This window comes from Mesorhizobium tamadayense (genome assembly GCF_003863365.1).
GTDB lineage: Bacteria > Pseudomonadota > Alphaproteobacteria > Rhizobiales > Rhizobiaceae > Mesorhizobium > Mesorhizobium tamadayense.
In genome coordinates this window covers 270,569-288,903 of record NZ_RQXT01000002.1, presented here as the reverse complement: position 1 = coordinate 288,903, position 18,335 = coordinate 270,569, and the positions used below count along the sequence as shown (strand labels likewise).

The 18,335-nt window shown below is 65.2% G+C and carries 17 protein-coding genes and 1 pseudogene; 10 read left to right on the top strand and 8 right to left on the bottom strand.

Annotation, left to right across the window (positions count from 1 at the left end):
* Position 1 precedes the first annotated feature (1 nt).
* The 10 genes from EH240_RS03020 to EH240_RS02975 all read left to right on the top strand — a co-directional run bounded on the left by EH240_RS03020 (position 2) and on the right by EH240_RS02975 (position 9,562).
* A complete protein-coding gene (locus tag EH240_RS03020; protein ID WP_124995928.1) occupies positions 2-1,072 on the top strand; it encodes an ABC transporter ATP-binding protein in 1,071 nt (356 codons plus the stop codon).
* A 35-nt stretch (positions 1,073-1,107) separates the two neighbouring features.
* Positions 1,108-2,193: a Gfo/Idh/MocA family protein gene (locus EH240_RS03015; protein WP_124995927.1), complete on the top strand. Its 1,086-nt coding sequence runs from the start codon at positions 1,108-1,110 to the stop codon at positions 2,191-2,193.
* A 50-nt stretch (positions 2,194-2,243) separates the two neighbouring features.
* Positions 2,244-3,158 (top strand): sugar phosphate isomerase/epimerase family protein, encoded by a 915-nt coding sequence (locus EH240_RS03010; RefSeq protein WP_124995926.1) that lies wholly within the window; start codon positions 2,244-2,246, stop codon positions 3,156-3,158.
* A gap of 61 nt (positions 3,159-3,219) precedes the next feature.
* The gene (locus EH240_RS03005) at positions 3,220-4,164 is read left to right on the top strand and encodes a sugar ABC transporter substrate-binding protein (RefSeq protein ID WP_124995925.1); all 945 of its coding nucleotides are present in this window, start codon (positions 3,220-3,222) and stop codon (positions 4,162-4,164) included.
* A gap of 43 nt (positions 4,165-4,207) precedes the next feature.
* Positions 4,208-5,227, top strand: a complete 1,020-nt coding sequence (locus EH240_RS03000) for an ABC transporter permease (RefSeq protein ID WP_167483898.1) — start codon at positions 4,208-4,210, stop codon at positions 5,225-5,227.
* A gap of 2 nt (positions 5,228-5,229) precedes the next feature.
* Positions 5,230-6,006: an ATP-binding cassette domain-containing protein gene (locus EH240_RS02995; protein ID WP_124995924.1), complete on the top strand. Its 777-nt coding sequence runs from the start codon at positions 5,230-5,232 to the stop codon at positions 6,004-6,006.
* A 4-nt stretch (positions 6,007-6,010) separates the two neighbouring features.
* Positions 6,011-7,192, top strand: a complete 1,182-nt coding sequence (locus tag EH240_RS02990) for an aldose 1-epimerase family protein (protein WP_124995923.1) — start codon at positions 6,011-6,013, stop codon at positions 7,190-7,192.
* 76 nt (positions 7,193-7,268) lie between these two features.
* Positions 7,269-8,363 (top strand): fatty acid desaturase family protein, encoded by a 1,095-nt coding sequence (locus tag EH240_RS02985; protein WP_167483897.1) that lies wholly within the window; start codon positions 7,269-7,271, stop codon positions 8,361-8,363.
* Between the two features lie 48 nt (positions 8,364-8,411).
* Positions 8,412-8,726, top strand: a complete 315-nt coding sequence (locus EH240_RS02980) for a MocE family 2Fe-2S type ferredoxin (RefSeq protein ID WP_124995921.1) — start codon at positions 8,412-8,414, stop codon at positions 8,724-8,726.
* A 32-nt stretch (positions 8,727-8,758) separates the two neighbouring features.
* A complete protein-coding gene (locus EH240_RS02975; protein ID WP_124995920.1) occupies positions 8,759-9,562 on the top strand; it encodes a 3-methyl-2-oxobutanoate hydroxymethyltransferase in 804 nt (267 codons plus the stop codon).
* A 21-nt stretch (positions 9,563-9,583) separates the two neighbouring features.
* Here the strand turns inward: EH240_RS02975 and EH240_RS02970 are convergent.
* From EH240_RS02970 to EH240_RS02935, 8 genes and pseudogenes are all read right to left on the bottom strand, one after another.
* Positions 9,584-11,060, bottom strand: a pseudogene (locus EH240_RS02970) (HAL/PAL/TAL family ammonia-lyase).
* Complete coding sequence (locus tag EH240_RS02965; RefSeq protein ID WP_124995919.1) at positions 11,057-12,058, bottom strand: ornithine cyclodeaminase family protein; 1,002 nt, start codon at positions 12,056-12,058, stop codon at positions 11,057-11,059. The pseudogene EH240_RS02970 and the gene EH240_RS02965 overlap by 4 nt, the downstream one beginning before the upstream one ends.
* 284 nt (positions 12,059-12,342) lie before the next feature.
* Positions 12,343-13,230 (bottom strand): amidohydrolase family protein, encoded by an 888-nt coding sequence (locus tag EH240_RS02960; protein WP_167483902.1) that lies wholly within the window; start codon positions 13,228-13,230, stop codon positions 12,343-12,345.
* On the bottom strand, positions 13,230-14,348 hold the full coding sequence (locus EH240_RS02955) for a vWA domain-containing protein (RefSeq protein WP_245435809.1): 1,119 nt from the start codon (positions 14,346-14,348) through the stop codon (positions 13,230-13,232). The genes EH240_RS02960 and EH240_RS02955 overlap by 1 nt, the downstream gene beginning before the upstream one ends.
* 143 nt (positions 14,349-14,491) lie before the next feature.
* Entirely contained in the window at positions 14,492-15,373 is an 882-nt protein-coding gene (locus tag EH240_RS02950) for an AAA family ATPase (protein ID WP_124995917.1), read from the bottom strand.
* A gap of 7 nt (positions 15,374-15,380) precedes the next feature.
* Entirely contained in the window at positions 15,381-16,385 is a 1,005-nt protein-coding gene (locus EH240_RS39605; RefSeq protein ID WP_124995916.1) for a xanthine dehydrogenase family protein molybdopterin-binding subunit, read from the bottom strand.
* Between the two features lies 1 nt (position 16,386).
* Positions 16,387-17,754 (bottom strand): xanthine dehydrogenase family protein molybdopterin-binding subunit, encoded by a 1,368-nt coding sequence (locus tag EH240_RS39600; RefSeq protein ID WP_124995915.1) that lies wholly within the window; start codon positions 17,752-17,754, stop codon positions 16,387-16,389.
* Between the two features lie 10 nt (positions 17,755-17,764).
* A complete protein-coding gene (locus EH240_RS02935; protein WP_124995914.1) occupies positions 17,765-18,247 on the bottom strand; it encodes a (2Fe-2S)-binding protein in 483 nt (160 codons plus the stop codon).
* Positions 18,248-18,335 lie beyond the last annotated feature (88 nt).

The window sequence follows — 18,335 nt, the reverse complement described above, 5'->3', positions numbered from 1 at the left end:
CATGGCGGATATCGTTTTTCGCAATGTCACCAAGCACTACGGCGCCACACTTGCCGTCGACGATGCCTCGTTCATCGTCAACGAAAACGAGTTCTTCTGCTTCTTCGGCCCGCCACTGTCGGGCAAGTCGACAATTCTGCGGCTGGTGCTTGGATTGGAGCAGCCGGATGCCGGCGAGATCCTGATCGGCGGCAAGCCGGTCAACAGCGTCTCGCCGGCCGAGCGTAACGTCGCCATGGTGTTCCAGAACCTGGCACTGTTCCCGCATATGAGCGCGCGCGACAATGTCCGCTTCCCGCTGGTCGAGCGGAAGGTCGCGGAAGCCGAGATCGAAAGGCGCCTCGGCGACGTCGCGGCCAAGCTCCATATCGGCCATATCCTGCACAAGCCGCCGGCGCAGCTTTCCGGCGGCGAGCGGCAGCGGGTGGCGATCGCACGGGCCCTGGTGCGCGACCCGGCTGCCTATCTGATGGACGATCCGATCTCGGCGCTCGACGCCAGGCTGCGCGAGGAGACGCGCGTCGAGCTGAAGCGCATCCAGCGCGAGCTCGGCAAGACGCTGATCTATGTCACGCACGACCAGGAGGAAGCGATGTCGGTCGCCGACCGCATGGCCATCCTGGAGAACGGCCGCATCCGCCAGATCGGCGCGCCGGCGGAAATTTACGACCGGCCAGCCAGCGCCTATGTGGCGAGGATGCTCGGCTCGCCGATGATGAACATCCTGCCGTCGGTGCGCGGCGCAGGCGGGATCGAAGCGGCCGACGGCGCGATCCGCATTGCCGACGACAAGGCGCCGGCCGAGGCGATCGAGATCGGGCTGCGGCCCGAAGACATCAAGGTCCGGCCCTGGACGGACAACGAGACGGCGGAAGGGGGAACGGGCCGCCCGGCGCGGGTGTTTGAGGTCGAGCCGCTCGGCGGCTACACCGTGGTGACGCTCGCCGCCGGGCAGGCGCGGCTTCGCGCGTTGCTGCGCGGCCAGCCCGACATCCGACCGGACGCGATGGTGGCAATATCCTGCGAGCCGGCCAGAGTGCATTATTTCGGCCAGGACGGAGGCGCGTTGTGACGGCGGCCGCAAGCACAGAATTTTGGGAGAAACATATGGCAAGCAAAGGTTTCGAGCCGGACGTTAAGGTTCGCACCAAGGAATACCGGATCGGCTGCGTCGGCGCCGGCATGATCATGGCCGAGTGCCATCTGGCGGCTTACAGGGAGGCCGGCTTTCCGGTGGTGGCGATCGCTTCGCGCACCAAAGCGAACGCTGAGAAGGTTGCCACCCGCTGGGGCATTCCCACGGTGCACGACACGCCGGAACGGCTGATCGAGGACGAGCAAGTCGAGATCATCGACCTTGCCTTTCCGCCCGACCAGCAGCCGGCGCTGATCCGGCACGCGCTGAAGCAGAAGCACATCAAGGCGATCCTGGCGCAGAAGCCGCTGGCGCTGACTGTGGAGGAGGCGGTCAAGCTGCGTGACGAGGCCGCAAAGGCCGGCAAGATCCTCTCGGTAAACCAGAACATGCGTTACGACCAGTCGATGCGCGTGTTGAAGCAGATCATCGACAATGGCGAGCTCGGCGACATCGTCTTCGCGCAGATCGACATGCACGCGATCCCGCACTGGCAGACCTTCCTCGAAGACTACGACCGGCTGACGCTCGCCAATATGAGCGTGCACCATCTCGACGTGCTGCGCTTCCTGTTCGGCGATCCCGACGAGATCACGACGCTGACGCGCAAGGACCCGCGCACGCGCTTCGACCATTCCGACGGCATCACGGTGTCGACACTGCGCTTCCCGTCGGGCGTGCTCGCGGTGTCGCTGGAGGACGTGTGGTCCGGTCCGCGCCAGGAAGGCTATCACGACGACCAGCACATCAACTGGCGCGTCGACGGCACCAAGGGTGTCGCCAAGGGCACGATCGGCTGGCCGACGGGTGCTGCCTCGACGCTGACCTATGCGTCCGCCGAAACGACCGGCGGCGAGTGGGTCAGCCCGAGCTGGAGTACGATGTGGTTCCCGCATGCCTTCATCGGCGTGATGGAACAGCTGCAGCATGCCGTGAAGACCGGCACGCCGCCGGCGCTCTCCGTCGCCGACAACGTCAAGACGATGGCGCTGGTGGAGGCGGGCTATCGCTCGATCGCCTCGGGTCGCACGGTCAAGCTCTCCGAAATCGCCATCTGACCAACTGAATCACCAGCAACTCGAATCGCTTACAGGGAGGAATTCACACCATGATGCAGGCAGGCATTTTCACGGGTTATTTCCCGTACGGCCTCGAAGAGACGGCGCAAAAGATCCGCGGGCTCGGTTTCAACACGGTGCAGCTCGACCTGCATTTCAAGGACATCGACCTGTCGGACGGCCAGATTACCAAGGACAAGGCGAAGACGGTGCGCGACACCTTCCGCGACCACAACCTGCCGGTCTGCTGCGTGTCCGGCTACACCAACATCATCCACCCGGACAAGGCTGAGCGCGAGAAGCGCGTCGGCTACCTCAAGGAGATCATCCGCAATGCCCGCCATTTCGGCAGCCCTTACGTGATCTCGGAGACCGGCACCTACAACACCGAGTCCGACTGGGTGCATCACCCCAAGAACAAGACCGAGGAAGGTTTTGAGGAATGCCGCAAGGTGATCGCCGACCTTGCCCAGACGGCTTACGACCACGGCGCGGTCTTCCTGCTCGAGACCTATGTCAACAACGTCGTCGGCTCGGTCGAGGAGACGGTGAAGATGTTCGCGCAGGTCGACCATCCCGGCCTCGGTTTGCTGATGGATCCGACCAACTATTTCGAGACGCACAACATCGACCGGATGGACCAGATCCTGAACCAGGTATTCGACACGCTGACCGACAAGATCAAAATTGCGCATGCCAAGGACGTGAAGCGCTCGGGCGGCGACAAGTCGGAGAAGCACGCCGACATCGGCGACGAGGACGCACTGGAGAGCCACACTTTCCGCGGCGTCGGCGAGATCGAGCTGCCGGCGCCCGGCCTCGGCTCGCTGAACTACGACCTCTATCTGCGGCGGCTCGCTGAGAAGCACCCGAACATCCCCGTCATCATCGAGCATCTGTCAGAGGACGACGTGCCGCGCGCCAAGAAGTTCCTCGACGGGAAGTTCCGCGCCAACGGCCTTTGACGGTCGCCCTCGTGCCGCCGGTCCGCGGCGGCGCGACCCAAAATCCACGGGAGGAATGAAAATGCTGAAATTCGCAATGAAACTGGCGGCTGCCGCAACCTTGCTCGCCGGCGTCGCGCTAGGCTCGCCGGCATCCGCGCAAGACGGCCAGAAGATCTTTTATCTCCTGTCGCATGGCGGCCCGTCGGACGCATTCTGGATCGACTGGAATGCCGGCGCCACCAAGGCCTGCGACCAGCTCAAGGTCACCTGCAAGATCTCCTTCAGCGGCGGCGACATGGCGGCGCAGAAGGAAGCGTTCAATTCGGCGCTTGCCGCCAAGCCCGACGGCATCGCCACCACCTCGGCGCAGCCCGGCCTGTGGACGCAAGAGGTAAAGGCGGCGAAGGCGGCCGGCATTCCGATCGTGTTCTTCAACACGGACGATCCGCCGACCGGACGGCAGGCCTATGTCGGTGCCGACCTCAAGGAAGCCGGCGCCATCTGGGCCAAGTACCTCGTCGACCACAAGATGGTGAAGCACGGCGACAAGGTGTTCCTGCCGGTCGAGGTGCCCGGCGCCAGCTACCAGCAGTTGGAGACCGAAGGCATCGCCGGCGTCTTCGGTCCGCTCGGCATCAAATTTGACGTGGTCGACTGCGGCACCGATCCGGCCGGCATCATCGCCAAGATGACCGACTATATGGTCGCCAACAATCCGCCGGCGATCATCGCGCTGGGCGACTCGGTGGCGGCAAGCGTGAAGCGGGTCTTCGACGGCGCCGGCATTCCGGCCGGCAAGGTCCCGGTCGTCGGCTGGGGCAATTCGAAGGAGACCGCCGAAGCGGTCAAGGACGGGTTCGTCAATGCCGCCGCCTGGCAGTATCCGTCGGCGCAGGGCTTCATGCCGGTCGCGCTGCTCGGACTTGCGGCTTCGGGCGAGCCGATCGGCTACGACATCCACACTTTCGGGCTCTACGACGCCTCCAGCGTCGAACCGATCCTGAAGCTCTACGACAAGAAGTGAGAACTGGTGCCCGCCGTTCACGCGGCGGGCACCACGCAGAAGCATGGTTCAGCAAGTCATGGCGGTCACAGCGGAAGACGGCGTACGAAGCGCGAAAGGCAGGTCGAGCCTGATGCGCTCGCCGCAATTCTCCTCCTTTGTCATTCTTGTCGTCCTGCTCGCGGTGTTCGCGGTCGCCGACGGCAATTTTCTGTCGCCGCTCAACATCTCCAACATGATGGCGTTCCTGCCGGAGCTCGGCATCATCGCCCTCGGCATGACGCTGCTCTTGACCGCAGGCGAATTCGACCTGTCGGTCGGCGCGGTCTTCGCGTTGGCGCCGGTGGTGGTCATGCTGCTGGCGCAGAACGCCGGCGTCGATATCGGCGTCGCGCTGCTTGTAGGACTTCTGCTCTGCATCGCGATCGGCGCGATCAATGGCGTGATCGTCACCAAGATCGGCATCTCGTCCTTCCTGGTGACGCTGTCGATGCTTTTGATCGTGCGGGGCGCGGCGCTCTATATCACACAGGGGTTTCCGCTGAAGTCCTGGGACCAGCCGGGCTTCTTCGTCACGCTGCTTGCCGGCAGCGTCAACATCGGCTCGTTCCGCTTCTATACCTCGCTGTGGTGGTTCATCGCCCTGTCGCTGCTTGCGGTCTATGTGCTGCGCTACGCCAAACTCGGCAACTGGATCAGCGCCATCGGCTCCAACCGCAACGCGGCGGTGGCGCGCGGCGTGCCGGCCGACGCCGTCAAGATTTGGCTGTTCATCGCAACCTCGGTACTTGCCGGGCTCGCCGGCATGATCAGCGCCTTCCGCATCTCGGCGGCATCGCCCGTAGCGGGCACCGGCTACGAGCTTGAAGTGATCGCCATGGTGGTGGTCGGCGGCACGGCGCTGACCGGCGGGCGCGGCACGATCCTCGGCACCATCGTCGGGGCACTGATGCTGCGCACCATCCGCAACGGCATCGTGCTCGTCGGCGTGCCGGGGCTGGCCTACAACATCTTCGTCGGCGTGATCATCCTCGCCATGCTCATCCTGCACGCTTTGCTGCAGAAAAACGCCGCAAGGAGCTGACGATGATGCAGGAAGTGCTGCGGCTGCAGAATCTGCAAAAATCCTTCGGCAGCGTGCGGGCGCTGAAGAATGCCTCGCTGACGCTGAGCGAAGGCGAGGTGGTGGCGCTGCTCGGCGACAACGGCGCCGGCAAGTCGACGCTGATCAAGGCGATCTCAGGCGTCTTCCCGATCGATCGCGGCGACGTCTATGTGCGCGGCGAGAAGGTCTCGATCCGGTCGACGCGCGAGGCGATGGATCTCGGCATCGAGACCATCCACCAGGACACCTCGCTGGCGCCGGATCTCAGCATCGCGCGCAACCTGTTCCTTGGCCGCGAGCCGGTCAATCTCAAATGGCTCGGCGTCTTCGCGCCGCTCGACCTCGCCAAGCTGCGCGATGCCGCCTCGACGCTGCTGAAGCGGGTCGGCATCTCGAAGAAGCTCGACGCCGACGCGCTGGTCAGCACGCTGTCCGGCGGCGAGCGGCAGTCGATCGCCATCTCGCGCGCCATGCAGTTCGCCGCCAAAGTGATCATCCTCGACGAGCCGACCAACAATCTCGGCGTCGAGGAGACGCATGGCGTGCTGCGCTTCGTCAAGGAAATGCGCGAGGCCGGGCACTCGGTGCTTTTGATCACCCACAACATCCATCACGTGTTCGAGGTCGCCGACCGCATCGTCGTCATGCGCCGGGGCGAGATCGTCGCCGAGCAGACGGTTGCCGACACCGACCTTCTGACCGTCGAAAGCTTGATAACCGGCGCCGACATGTCGGCCCTGATGAAAAGGGCGCAGTGACGGCATGGTGAAGCTTTACGGCCAGACGCTTTCGCGACGACAGGTTTCCGAGCGGTCCGGCATGCTGTCGCAGTTCGGCGGGGTACGGCTGATGACGCTTGGCGACGGCGTCGAGCGCGGCATCCGCATGCTCGAGTTCCGCACCGGCTCGGGCTTGCGCTTCACCGCGCTGGTCGACCGCGCTCTCGACATCGCCGATTGCGAATACAAGGGGCAGGCGATCGGCTGGCATTCGCCGAGCGGCTTCCGCCATCCGGGGTTGCATGACTATGAGGGCGAGGATGGCTTTGCGTGGGGGCGGTCCTTCTCGGGCCTGCTCGTCACCTGCGGCCTCGACCATATACTCGGCCGCAACGTGGTGCCAGCCGAGAACTACAACTATCCGGGCCGCAAGACGGTGACGCATTCGCTGCATGGGCGCATCGGCACCATTCCGGCGCGGCTCACCGGCTATGGCGAGAGCTGGGACGGCGACCGCTGCGTCCTGTGGGCCGAAGGCATCGTCCAGCAGGCAACCGTGTTCGGCGAGGATTTGCATCTCATCCGCCGGATCGAGGCCGATGTCGGGGGCAGCGAGATCCGGGTTTCGGACCGCGTCGTCAATCACGGTTTCCACCGCACCCCGCATATGTATTTCTACCACGTCAATGTCGGGCATCCTTTGCTCGACGAGGGCTCGCGCTATCTGGCGCCGATCCGTGACGTGGTGTGGGCCGCGCATGCCGGCGAGCACTACGAGGCGCAGAAGGTCGGTTATCGCAGCGTTCCGGCGCCGCGGCTCGGCTTCAGCGAGCAGGTCTGGCAGCACGAGCTCGGCGCCGACGACAAGGGCGAGGTGCCGGTGGCCATCGTCAATGACCGCCTTGGTCTCGGCTTCGAGGTCGTCACCCGCAAGGATCAGTTGCCCTGCTGCTACCAGTGGCAGAATTTCCAGGCCGGCCAGTACGCGCTCGGCATCGAGCCCTCGACGCACCATGTGCTCGGCGACCTTGCGGCGCGCGAGCGCGGCGAGATGATCTGGCTGGAGCATGGCGAAGCCCGTGCATATGACGCGGTGTTCCGCATTCTCGACGGCAGGGAGGCGATCGCCGACGCCGAAGACAGGATCGCGGCCATCGCCCGCCAACCCGAGCAGGATTATCCTCAGCCGTCCGGCAAGTTTCCAAGACTGGCGGGCAGGGCATGAGCGCGACAATTATCCATAGCGAGCCCTCCGGCCGGCGGACCGGATTGCCAGCGGTGCGCGAAGATTGGAGGCAAATGTGACGACGACGGCAAAGAAGCGCGATTACAGCCTTGTCGGCGAAAGCACTCGGCTCGCGATCGAGACCGGGCTTGCCTCGGCCGAGTGGTATCACACCGACGTGCCGCGCAAGACCATGAAAGAACTGATGCAGCGTTCCGACGGGCCGGCGATCCGCGACACCATCATCTGGATCGTCGCGATCCTGGGCTCAGCTGCCGGCATCATCTGGTTCTGGGGCACGTGGTGGGTCGTGCCGTTCCTGTTCGTCTATGGCGTGCTCTACGGCTCGTCGAGCGACTCGCGCTGGCACGAATGCGGCCACGGCACGGCGTTTCGCACACGCTGGATGAGCGATGTCGTCTACCACATCGCCTCCTTCATGCTGATGCGCAATCCCGTGCAATGGCGCTGGAGCCATGCGCGCCACCACACCGACACCATCATCGTCGGCCGCGATGCCGAGATCGCCGTCATGCGGCCGCCGGACCTCATCAAGGCGGCATTGGCCTTCACCGGCATCCTCGACTTCCGCTATTCGCTGCCGACGCTGGTGCGCCAGGCCTTCGGCAAGCTGTCAGACGACGAGAAGAGCTATATCCCGGAGATGGAGTACGGGAAGGCGGTTGTGGCGGCGCGCTGGCACATGGTCGTGTATGCCGCGACGATCGCTGTCGCGATCGCGCTTGGGTCATGGATACCGCTGGTGCTGATCGGCCTGCCGCGTCTCTACGGCACCTGGCACATGGTGATGACCGGCCTGCTGCAGCATATCGGGCTCGCCGACAACGTCACCGACCACCGGCTCAACACGCGCACTGTCTACATGAACCCGATCAGCCGGTTCATCTACTGGAACATGAACTACCACGTGGAGCACCACATGTTCCCGATGGTGCCCTATCACGCGCTGCCGAAGCTGCATGAGTTGATCAAGCATGACCTGCCGGAACCGAATCCGTCGATATGGCATGCCTATCGCGAAGTCTGGCCGGTGCTGCTCAGGCAGCTGAAATATGAGGACTACTACCTCAAGCGGGAACTGCCGCCGACGGCCAAGCCTTATCGCGGCGAGTTCCACGAGGTCGACATGACGGCGGCTGCCGCGGAATAGGGTTTGTGCGCCGCGTAGCAGCGGCACGAACCGGTCAGGAGAAAGCAGATGGCGGATTGGGTCGAAGCGTGCGCTGTGGACGATGTGGATGAGGAGGATGTGATCCGCTTCGACCATGGCGGCCGCACCTTCGCGATCTACCGCTCGCCGGACGACGAGTTCTTCGCCACGGACGGGTTCTGCACGCATGAGCAGGCGCATCTGGCCGATGGGCTGGTCATGGACGACATCATCGAATGCCCCAAGCACAATGGCCGCTTCAACTACAAGACCGGCCAGGCCAAGGGCGCGCCGGTCTGTGTCAACCTCAAGACCTATCCGGTCAAGGTCGAAGCCGGCAAGGTGATGATCGATATCGGCTGAAAGCGCTCAGCCAAAACCACAGGGATGTACCGATGAGCCGAAAGAGACCGACCGTAGCCGATCTGCGCGCCATGAAGGGCAAGCGGCAGCTGACCATGCTGCGCGTGCTGACGCTGGAAGAAGCGGAAGCCGCCGAGCGCGCCGGCATCGACATCGTCTCGGTGCCGCCGGAACTGGTGCTCAATCCGCAATACCGCGATGCAGCACCCAGCCTCTTCACCATGCCGGGCGACAATTTCTTCGAGATCGGCACCGCGGACGATTTTGTCCGCTGGTCGTTCCGGCTCTACAAGGCCGGCGCCGACGCGGTCTATTGCAGCGCCGGCTATGCCACCATCAAGCGCATGGCCGATGATGCTATTCCCGTCATCGGTCATGTCGGGCTCATTCCTTCCCGCGCGACCTGGACCGGCGGTTTCAAGGCTGTCGGCAAGACCGCCGACACTGCCATGCAAGTGTTCGAGGCGGTGAAGCAGCTGGAGTCGGCAGGCGCGATCGGCGCCGAGATAGAGGTGGTGCCGGTCGAGGTGGCGAAGGCGATCTCCGAGCGCACCTCGCTGATCATGCTGTCGATGGGCGCGGGCACGGGCTGCGATGCCCAATATCTGTTTGCCGAAGATATCCTCGGCACCAATCGCGGTCACATGCCTCGGCATTCAAAAGTCTATCGCAACTTCGCCGCCGAATACGACCGGCTGCAGCAGGAACGCATCGCGGCGTTTTCCGAATACGTCGCCGACGTCAACAGCGGCGCCTATCCGGAAGACAGGCATGTCGTGCATATGGATCCCGACGAGCTCACCCTCTTCATGAAGAAGGTGGACGGAAAGGTCTGAAAGAGCAGCGTTGGCCCGCCGTTAGGCCCGCCAGGTCCCATCGGCGAGCACGGCGTGGAGCGCGTCGGCATTGGGGCCGAGCGGCCGGTCTTCCTTGAGCGTCGGCACATGCGTGCGCACAGCCGCGTGAATCACGCCGGTCGCCGGCGCCAGCGTGAGGCCTTCGCGCAAATCGACGGCCTGTGCCGCCGCCATCAGCTCGAAAGCGATCAGGCGCCGCCACAGCGCGATCATCTCGGCGCATTTGGCGACGGCAAGCGGCGTCTGTGTGGCGTGATCCTCGACGCCCTCGGACACGGGCAGGAAGTCGAGCATCACAGGATTGGCCTTGTGGCGGATGGCGGCCAGCATCGCCGTCACCGTCTTCTGCAGCGGCACGAAGCCGGCGGAGGCGCCGCCGATCGGTGACAGATATTTCGGCAGGCCGTGGCGGGTTGAACCGGTGAGCTGGATGAAGCGGGCGGCGGAGGCCGCCGCGCATTGAGCGATCGCCAGGCCCAGCGTCTCGAAGGCCAGAGCCAGCGAGGCGGTGTGGAAATTGCCGGTCGACAAAACCTGCACGTCATCAACGAGCACCAGCGGGTTGTCGGCGGCGGCGTTGAGCTCGATCTCGACGGCGAGCCGCGCATGGTCGATCGCCTGGATCAGCGCGCCGTGGATCGAGGGCATGCAGCGGATCGACAGCGGATCCTGGATGGTGGTCGGCGCAAGCTGGTTGTCACGGGCGAGCAACTCGCGCAGCGCCTTGGCCGCAACCTGCTGGCAGGCCGCGGGCCGCGCCTGGTGTTGGCGCGGATCGAGGATGGCGCGGTTGGCGCCGAGGGCCTCCATAGTCAATGCACCGGCCTGCTGCTGCTGTTCGAGCGCTGACAGCGCGTCAACCAGCGCCAGCGCACCCGCCCCGGTGGAAACAGCCGAGGCGTTGATCAGCGACAGGCCGTCCTTCGGCGCCAGGCGGACCGGGGCGAGGCGCGCCATCGTCAGCGCCCGAAGGCATGCGCCTGCTCTGATAGTCGGCGTCGCCTTCGCCGATCAGCGTATGGGCGATCGCCGTCATCAGCACCAGGTCGCCGGCGCCGATCGAGCCGAGCGAAGGCATGACCGGATGGACGCCGGCGTTGAGCAGATCGACGAGCGCGGCGAAGACATGCGGCGACAGGCCGGAGCCGCCGGCTGAAAGCATGGCGATGCGGGCGAACATTGCCGCGCGCACGAGCTGGGCAGGCAATGCGTTTCCCACCGCGGCGCCGCGGCCGTCGAGAAGCTGGCGCTGGAAGGCGCCGGCATCGCCTTCGACAGCCGTGCCGAGATTGGCGCCCAAGCCGGTGTTCAGCCCGTAGATCTGCTGGCCGCCAGCGGCAGCCTCGTCGAGCACCTTGCGCGCCTTGCCCAGCCGCTCGACGACCGTGGGCGTGACCTCGATCTTGCATGCATCGCGCGCGACGGCCGCCACATCCTCGATGCTGACGCCGGCGCCGGTGAGAACGAGCGGGCTCATGCGAAGCGCAGCCTCTGGCCGACGCCTTGTTCCGCGGCCTTGGCCAGCATCGCCGTGCCCAGCGCGATATCGGAAAGCGAGAGGCCGCGGTGCCAGAACAGGATCGTCTCGCCGTCGCTTTGCCGGCCCGCTTTGACGCCGGCCGCGATCTGGCCGAGCTCGGCATGCAGCGTCGCCTCGCTCAGCCGTCCTGTCTCGACATGGGCGCGCAGCGAGCCGAACTTGCCGCCCTTGCACTGCCCCCAGTCGTCGACGACGATCTTTTGCATGATGTCGGTGAGCGAAAGCTCCACCGCGCTCATCGTGCCATAAGGCACCACCAGCGCGCCCCGCTTGATCCATTCGGTCTTGAGCAGCGGCTGCGGTTCCGGCAGCCGCGAGGCCTCGACGACGATGTCGGCGCCTTCGACGCAGCTCTTCCAGTCGGCCGCGGCCATGACCGGCTTGCCGAGGTCGGCAGCCAGCTTCGCGGCGAAAGCGTTGCGGCTTTCCGGCCGGCGCGAATGGACGCGGATCTCGTCGAAGTCGAAGAGGTGATCGAGGAGGCGCACGTTCCAGTAGGCGGTGCCGCGCGTGCCGATATGGCCGAGCACCTTCGACGATTTTTTCGCCAGATGTTTCGCGCCGATGGCGGTCACCGCGCCGGTGCGCATGTCGGTGATGACGGTGGCGTCGAGGATGGCGCGCGGCGTCCCGGTGCGCGGATCGAAGAGGTTGAGGATGCCGAATTCGGACGGCAGGCCGTGCAGGTAGTTGTCGACGTAGTCGCCGACGATCTTCACGCCGGCCGCATCGAGCGGCGCCACATAGCCGCGTAGCACGTTGAAGTGGCCGTGGAAGGACGGGTCGGGCTCAAGATGGACGCGCGGCTCGATCACCGTCTGGCCGTTGCCTTGCGCGATAAGCCCAGCCTCGACGGCGCCGATGATCTCGGCGTCGGTCATCGCCAGCGCCTCGATATCGAGGGCGTTGAGGTAGTCGATATAGATGGGCTTCATGCATTTCCCTCGGCCGGCCCGCGCTCATCCATAACAGGCGGCGAGGCGACACGGAAGTTTGTTGGATAAGCTCTAGACTGGTTCCGCCTTATGCTGTTCAACCAGCGCGTCATGACCAGAATTTCCGACAACGAGGCCGTGTCCCAGCCCATGCCGATAGCGGCGCGCCAGGCTCGGCGCTGATCGTCCGTTAGGGTATTTGGAAATCAAGCGGTATTCCGCTCTAATGGTCAATATGAGCGGAATATCGCACTCTGATGAGGCGGCTTGTTGGCGAGCGCCCGTCAAACCGGCCGGTAAACACGCTCTGCGGTATTCCAGAGGATGTCCGCCTCCGCCGCAGGTCCGTGCCTCGCCACCGCCGCGCGGTGCGCCTTGATCAGCTCGGCGTGGCTGGTCCAGAGCTTCTCGATCGGGAAGTTCGAGCCGAACATCAGATGGTCGCTGCCGAGGATATCGATCGCGTTGTCGATGATGTAGGCGATCAATGCCGGGTCGTTGCGGTGCACGAAAGTGCCGAGCCCCGACAGCTTGGCGTAGAAATTGGGCGCCGCCGAGAGCGTGCGCAGGCCGGCCTTCCATGCCTCGGTCGTTTCCGGTTCCATGCCGGTCAGCATGCCGGCGTGGGTGAGGATGAAATTGGTTTCGGGGTTCTCGCCGACCAGCGTCAGGCCGTCCTTCATCTGCGCCGGGAAGAGCTGCAGGTCGAAGGACAGGCCGTAATCCCTCAGCCGCGCCACATTGGCCCGCACCTTGGGATCGATCACCTGGTCGGCCGAAGCGGCGAAGCGGAAGGCGGGGGTCTCATGCCAGTGCAGCTGCACGCGCACGCCGCGCAGCAGCTTGTATTTCATCAGCCGGTCGATCTGCGGCCGGACGTCGTCGACCGTCATGTCGGCATAGCCGACGATGGCGTGCGGCCAGCCGGTCTCTTCCGCCGTCTTCTGCAGGAAAGCGACTTCCTTCTCGAAATCCTCCTTGGCCCAGTTGGTCTGGACATAGACCGCCTTCTCGACGCCGGAGCCTTTCTGGTCGTCGAGAAACTCGCCGATCGGATAGTCGCGGCGGATCGGCTCGTAGTGGCCGAAGATGCGCGGCACCATCGGCCCGACCAGCCAGGGCTGGTCCTGCTGGCGCCAGATGTGGAAATGCGCGTCGATCACTTTCTGCATCACGCTACCCTTTTCCAGATGGTTTCGGCCGCCGGAGCGGGGCGGGCGAGCGACAGAATGAAATCAGAGAGACTCCTCGCCGACGAACCGTCGACCAGGTCGTCGAGCACCGGCAGGATGGCACGCAGTGCCGTCGTTGCCGGCCGGAAGCGCGGGTCGCCGGCGAGCGGCGTCGCCAGCGACAGCCGGAAGGCGCGGGCGCTGAGGCGGCGCATCGCGGTTTCGAGGTCGGAATGGTCGCCGCGTTCCAGCGCATCCGACAGGATCACCACCGCCGCGCCGCGCGCGAAGGCCGAGAAGCGCGGCACCGAGAGAAAGGCAAGCAGCGCCGGCCCCATGCGGGTGCCGCCGTCCCAGTCGTCGACCAGGGCTGCCGCGCGGGCCAGCGCCTGGTCGCGATTACGGACGCGCAGCGCCGAGGTGATGCGGGTGAGCCGGGTGCCGAAGGTGAAGATTTCGGCACGGTCGGCGCCTTGCACTGCAGCATGCGCCAGCTTGAGGTAGTCGGCAGTGTGCAGCTTCATAGAGCCGGAAACATCGATGAGCAGCAGGAGCTTGCGCGGCACGGTCTGCCGGCGGCGCAGCAGCGGCGAGGGAATGTCGCCATCGGCGCTGACGATTTCGCTGAGCGAGCGCCTGAGGTCGAGCGTGCCTCGCGAGCGGGTGCGCGCGGTGCGGAAGGAGCGGCGGGCGGGCAGGGCGGACGCCAGCCGGCGGCGGAATGAACTAAGGCCATCGGTGTCTTGCCGGAAATCGCGACTGCTCAGTTGCTCGAGCGCCGAGGACAGCTCGCCGCCTTTCTCCTGGCGAACGGCCTGGCTTTCTTCTTCACGCGTCCCGCGATCATCCTTGACGCGGATCTCATCATCCTCTTCGCCTTCGACCGAAGGCTTGGCGCCGCCATAGAAAAAGCCTTGGAAATGCGCCTCGAATTCGCCGCGGCGATCCGGCGGGGGCGCGAGCGTCGCAAGCGCCGCTTCGCGGATGTCGTTCATCGAGCGCGGCCCAAGCAGCGTCACCGCCTGCATGAAGGCGGTCACTTGCTCCGGCGCGATGGCAAAGCCGTGCCGGCGCAGCAGCCTGGCGAAGGCGAGAAAGGGCGCGGCGGCGCGGGGCAAGCTCTCCTCTCCCCGTCCACGGGGAGAGGATGCCGGGAGGCGGGGCGGCGCCAAGCTTTGCCCAGTATGGCGCTGCCCCTCATCCGCCCCTTCGGGGCACCTTCTCCCCGTGAACGGGGAGAAGGGATTGTTGAGATCACGCATCACGCCAATGCCTCCTCGACAATCCTCCCCAGCTCCGGCGCGATCGAGGACAGGTCCTCCTCGTCCTTGATCAGCACGCCGATGGCGCGGCGGAAGGCTTCCGGCCATGGGCTGCCTCCCTTTTCGAGGATGGTCGCGGCATTCGCCCATTCGACGGCTTCGGCGATGCCCGGCGGCTTCGCCAGCGGGCGGGCGCGGATTTCCTGCACGGCATTCGCCACCGCGCGCGCGGTGGCTTCCGCCACGTCGCCCGCGCGCAGCATGATGATCTCGGCCTCGCGCGCGGCATCGGGATAGCCGATCCAGTGGTAGACGCAGCGCCGGCGCAGCGCCTCGGCCAGCTCGCGGGTGCGGTTCGAGGTCAGGATGACGATGGGCTGCGTTGCGGCGCGGATCGTGCCGCGTTCCGGAATGCTGATCTGGAAGTCGGAGAGGAATTCGAGCAGCAGCGCTTCGAACTCATGGTCGGAACGGTCGATCTCGTCGACCAGAAGCACGCGCCGGTCCGGCGCGCGCAAAACCTGTAGCAGCGGACGGGCGATCAAAAAACGGTCGTCATAGATGTCGATCTCGTGCTCGCCGGCATGGCGGATGGCTAGCAGCTGGCGCTGGTAGTTCCACTCGTAGAGCGCATGCGCGGCGTCGATGCCCTCGTAGCATTGCAGCCGCACCAACTCGCGGCCGAGCAATTCGGCGACCGCCTTGGCGGCTTCGGTCTTGCCGACGCCCGGCGCGCCTTCGAGCAGCAGCGGCTTGCCCAATCGTATCGCCAGGAAGATCGCGGTGGCGAGGCTGTCGTCCGCCAGGTAGCGCGAGGCGGCAAGGCTCGCGGCCACCGCCTCCGGTGAGGCGGCGATCTGTTCTGTGTTGACGCGGGTCATCTTCCGCTCAGCCCGCGGCCTGCGCCTTCAGCGCGCGCAGGATGCGCTCCGGCGTGATCGGCAGCGCGTCGATGCGCACGCCGACGGCGTCGAAGACGGCGTTGGCGATCGCCGGGATCTGCGGGTTGGCGCACATCTCGCCCGGCCCCTTGGCGCCGAACGGGCCGTCGGCGGAGGGACGCTCCAGCACGATGATCTCGGTCTCGGCAAGATCGCCTAGCCCCGGCATCAGATACTGGTTGAAGTCGGTGCCGCCATGGTCGCGGTTCGGATAGTAGGGCTCGGTCGTCTCATAGAGCGCGTGGCTGATGCCCATCCAGGAGCCGCCGACGAGCTGCTGCTCGACCATCTTCGGGTTCAGCGCGCGGCCGATCTCGAAGACGTTTTTCACTGTCAACACCGTCACCTCGCCGGTCTCGTCGTCGACCTCGACCTCGGCCACCGTGCAGGCATGGGCGTAGCAGGTCGAGGGCTTCATCGCGCCGGTCTCTTTCTCCGGATAGGAGCGCGGAATCAAGAACATGCCGCGCCCCGAGATCGAGCGGCCGCGCTTGAAGTGGGCCGACAGCGCGACATCGAAGATCGACATCGATTTCTGCGGCGCGCCCTTCACCAATATGTTGCCCTGGCCGTCGGTCTCAAGGTCCGAGGCGTTCACCTCCAGCTCCTCTGCCGCGACTTCCAGCATCACCTGGCGGGCTTCCCTAGCCGCCTGGATGACGGCGTTGCCGGCGCGGTGCGTGCCGCGCGAGGCGAAGGTGCCCATGCAGTGCGGGCCGGTATCGGTGTCGGCGGTGTCGACGACGACGCGGTCGGTCGGCACGCCGATCGTCTCGGCGCAGATCTGCGCCATGATCTGCTTCATGCCCTGGCCGAGATCGACGCTGGACAGCGTCACCATGAAATTGCCGGTCGGCGTCGAATGGACCAGCGCCTGGGTCGGGTCGCCGCCAAGGTTCATGCCGGTCGGATAGTTGATAGCGGCGACGCCGCGTCCGCGCCGTATCGCCATCTCACTCTCCCTTTCCGTAGGAGGATATCGCCATGTATTTTTCCGCCACCGGCCAGTTGGCGGCGCGCGAGGCTTCCTGCATGCACTCGATCAGCGCGGCACCCTCGGTCGGCTGGCGATGCGCCTTCATGTCGCCGTCGCGGTAGGCGTTGATGAAGTGGAATTCGAGCGGGTCCATGCCGATCAGCCGCGCCAGCTTGTCCATCTGCACCTCCAGCGCGAAATCGCCGATGGTTACGCCGAAGCCGCGCATGGCGGAGGAGGGGGTGCGGTTGGTGTAGACGCAGTAGGTGTCGATCCAGACATTGGGGATCGTGTAGGGCCCGGGATAATGCGCGGCACCCTTCTGCGCGCCGTAGGGCGAGTGGCGCGAATACGCGCCGGCGTCGGTGTAGCCCGTCACCTTGCGGGCAACGATGCGGCCGTCCTTCATGACGCCGTCCTTGATGACGACCTTCTCGGCCGCACGGGGTGACGAAACCTGCATCTCCTCCTCGCGGCTATAGATAAAACAGACCGGGCGTCCGGTTAGCTTCGCAGCGAGGATGGCGATCGGCTCGACGATGACGTCGACCTTGCCGCCGAATCCGCCGCCGACCGTGCCGCCGACGAAATGCAGCTTGCTGCCCGGCATCTGCAGGATGATCGAGGCGTTGTCGAGGGTGAAGAACATCGCCTGCGTGTTGGTGTAGCAGGTGAAGCGGTCATTGCCCTCGGGCGCGACCACGCAACCCGTCGTCTCGGTCGGCGCGTGCTCGATCGGCGAGGACTGGTAGCTCTGTTCGAGGATGTGGTCCGCCTGAGCGAAGCCTGCCTCGACGTCGCCGAAGCGCACCTTGCGGCACTCACCGCTGTCATAGAGGTAATAGTTCTGGCCGTGATATTCGTTGACGATCGGGGCGCCGGGCTTCAGCGCTTCCTCCATGTCGAAGACGGCCGGCAGCACCTCGTAGTCGACCTTGACCTTGGCGGCGGCTTCCTGCGCCGCCCGCTCGGTCTCGGCCAGCACGGCAACAACCGCCTCGCCCTTCCAGCGCACCTTGCCGTCGGCAAGTACCGTCTCGTCCTCGGGGCCGATCTGGATCAGGATCAGGATGGTGTAGACGTTGTGCGGTACGTCCTTGGCGGTCAACACCCTGACCACACCCGGATGCTTTTCCGCCTCGGAGGTGTCGATCGAGCGGATGCGGGCATGGTGATGCGGGCTGCGCACCATCTTCAGATGCAGCATGCCGGGAAAATTGCGGTCGGCGAAATAGGCGGTCTTGCCGGTGACATGTCCAGGGGAATCGAGCCGCGGCCGCGGCTGGCCGATCTCGTTGAGGCCGTCTTTGCGGACATCGGCGAAATAGCTCTTGCGCAGTTCCATGGCTTTGTCCTCAGGCGGCGTTCTGCGAATTGGCGCGCGCGGCAGTCAGCACCGCCTGGATGATCGGCTCGTAGCCGGTGCAGCGGCAGACGTTGCCGGAGAGCGCTTCGACCACATCCTCGCGGCTGGGGTTCGGCATGCGGTCGAGCAGCACCTTGGCGGCCATGATCATGCCGGGCGTGCAGAAACCGCATTGCGTTGCGAAGGCATCGAGAAAGGCGCGCTGCAGCGGATGCAGCATGCCGCCTTCGGCAAGTCCTGCGGTCGTTTTGATGTCGGCGCCGTTGCAGGTCTCGGCCAGCGTCAGGCAGGAGAGCCTCAACTCGCCGTCGATGATGACCGAGCAGGCGCCGCAGGTGCCCTGATGGCAGCCGCCTTTCGGCGAGGTGTCGCCGATCTTGTCCCTGAGCGCATGGAGCAGCGTCGTGCCGCTCTCGACAAATTCGGCCTTTTCCGAGCCGTTGAGCGTGAATTGGACAGGTACCTTCGCCATTCTTCCTCCTTGCGCGCCTGCCCGGATGAACCGGATAGACGCGCGTCCCCCACGGACTTGCTTTCGTGCTTGTCGTTATCCCAAAAGC

Coding starts and splice junctions, on each gene's coding strand:
- EH240_RS03000 (WP_167483898.1), top strand. CDS start 4,208: ATGGTTCAGCAAGTCATGGCGGTCACAGCGGAAGACGGCGTACGAAGC.
- EH240_RS02950 (WP_124995917.1), bottom strand. CDS start 15,373: ATGACCCGCGTCAACACAGAACAGATCGCCGCCTCACCGGAGGCGGTG.
- EH240_RS03005 (WP_124995925.1), top strand. CDS start 3,220: ATGCTGAAATTCGCAATGAAACTGGCGGCTGCCGCAACCTTGCTCGCC.
- EH240_RS02965 (WP_124995919.1), bottom strand. CDS start 12,058: ATGAAGCCCATCTATATCGACTACCTCAACGCCCTCGATATCGAGGCG.
- EH240_RS02980 (WP_124995921.1), top strand. CDS start 8,412: ATGGCGGATTGGGTCGAAGCGTGCGCTGTGGACGATGTGGATGAGGAG.
- EH240_RS03010 (WP_124995926.1), top strand. CDS start 2,244: ATGATGCAGGCAGGCATTTTCACGGGTTATTTCCCGTACGGCCTCGAA.
- EH240_RS02960 (WP_167483902.1), bottom strand. CDS start 13,230: ATGCAGAAAGTGATCGACGCGCATTTCCACATCTGGCGCCAGCAGGAC.
- EH240_RS03015 (WP_124995927.1), top strand. CDS start 1,108: ATGGCAAGCAAAGGTTTCGAGCCGGACGTTAAGGTTCGCACCAAGGAA.
- EH240_RS02995 (WP_124995924.1), top strand. CDS start 5,230: ATGATGCAGGAAGTGCTGCGGCTGCAGAATCTGCAAAAATCCTTCGGC.
- EH240_RS39600 (WP_124995915.1), bottom strand. CDS start 17,754: ATGGAACTGCGCAAGAGCTATTTCGCCGATGTCCGCAAAGACGGCCTC.
- EH240_RS02975 (WP_124995920.1), top strand. CDS start 8,759: ATGAGCCGAAAGAGACCGACCGTAGCCGATCTGCGCGCCATGAAGGGC.
- EH240_RS02990 (WP_124995923.1), top strand. CDS start 6,011: ATGGTGAAGCTTTACGGCCAGACGCTTTCGCGACGACAGGTTTCCGAG.
- EH240_RS39605 (WP_124995916.1), bottom strand. CDS start 16,385: ATGGCGATACGGCGCGGACGCGGCGTCGCCGCTATCAACTATCCGACC.
- EH240_RS02935 (WP_124995914.1), bottom strand. CDS start 18,247: ATGGCGAAGGTACCTGTCCAATTCACGCTCAACGGCTCGGAAAAGGCC.
- EH240_RS03020 (WP_124995928.1), top strand. CDS start 2: ATGGCGGATATCGTTTTTCGCAATGTCACCAAGCACTACGGCGCCACA.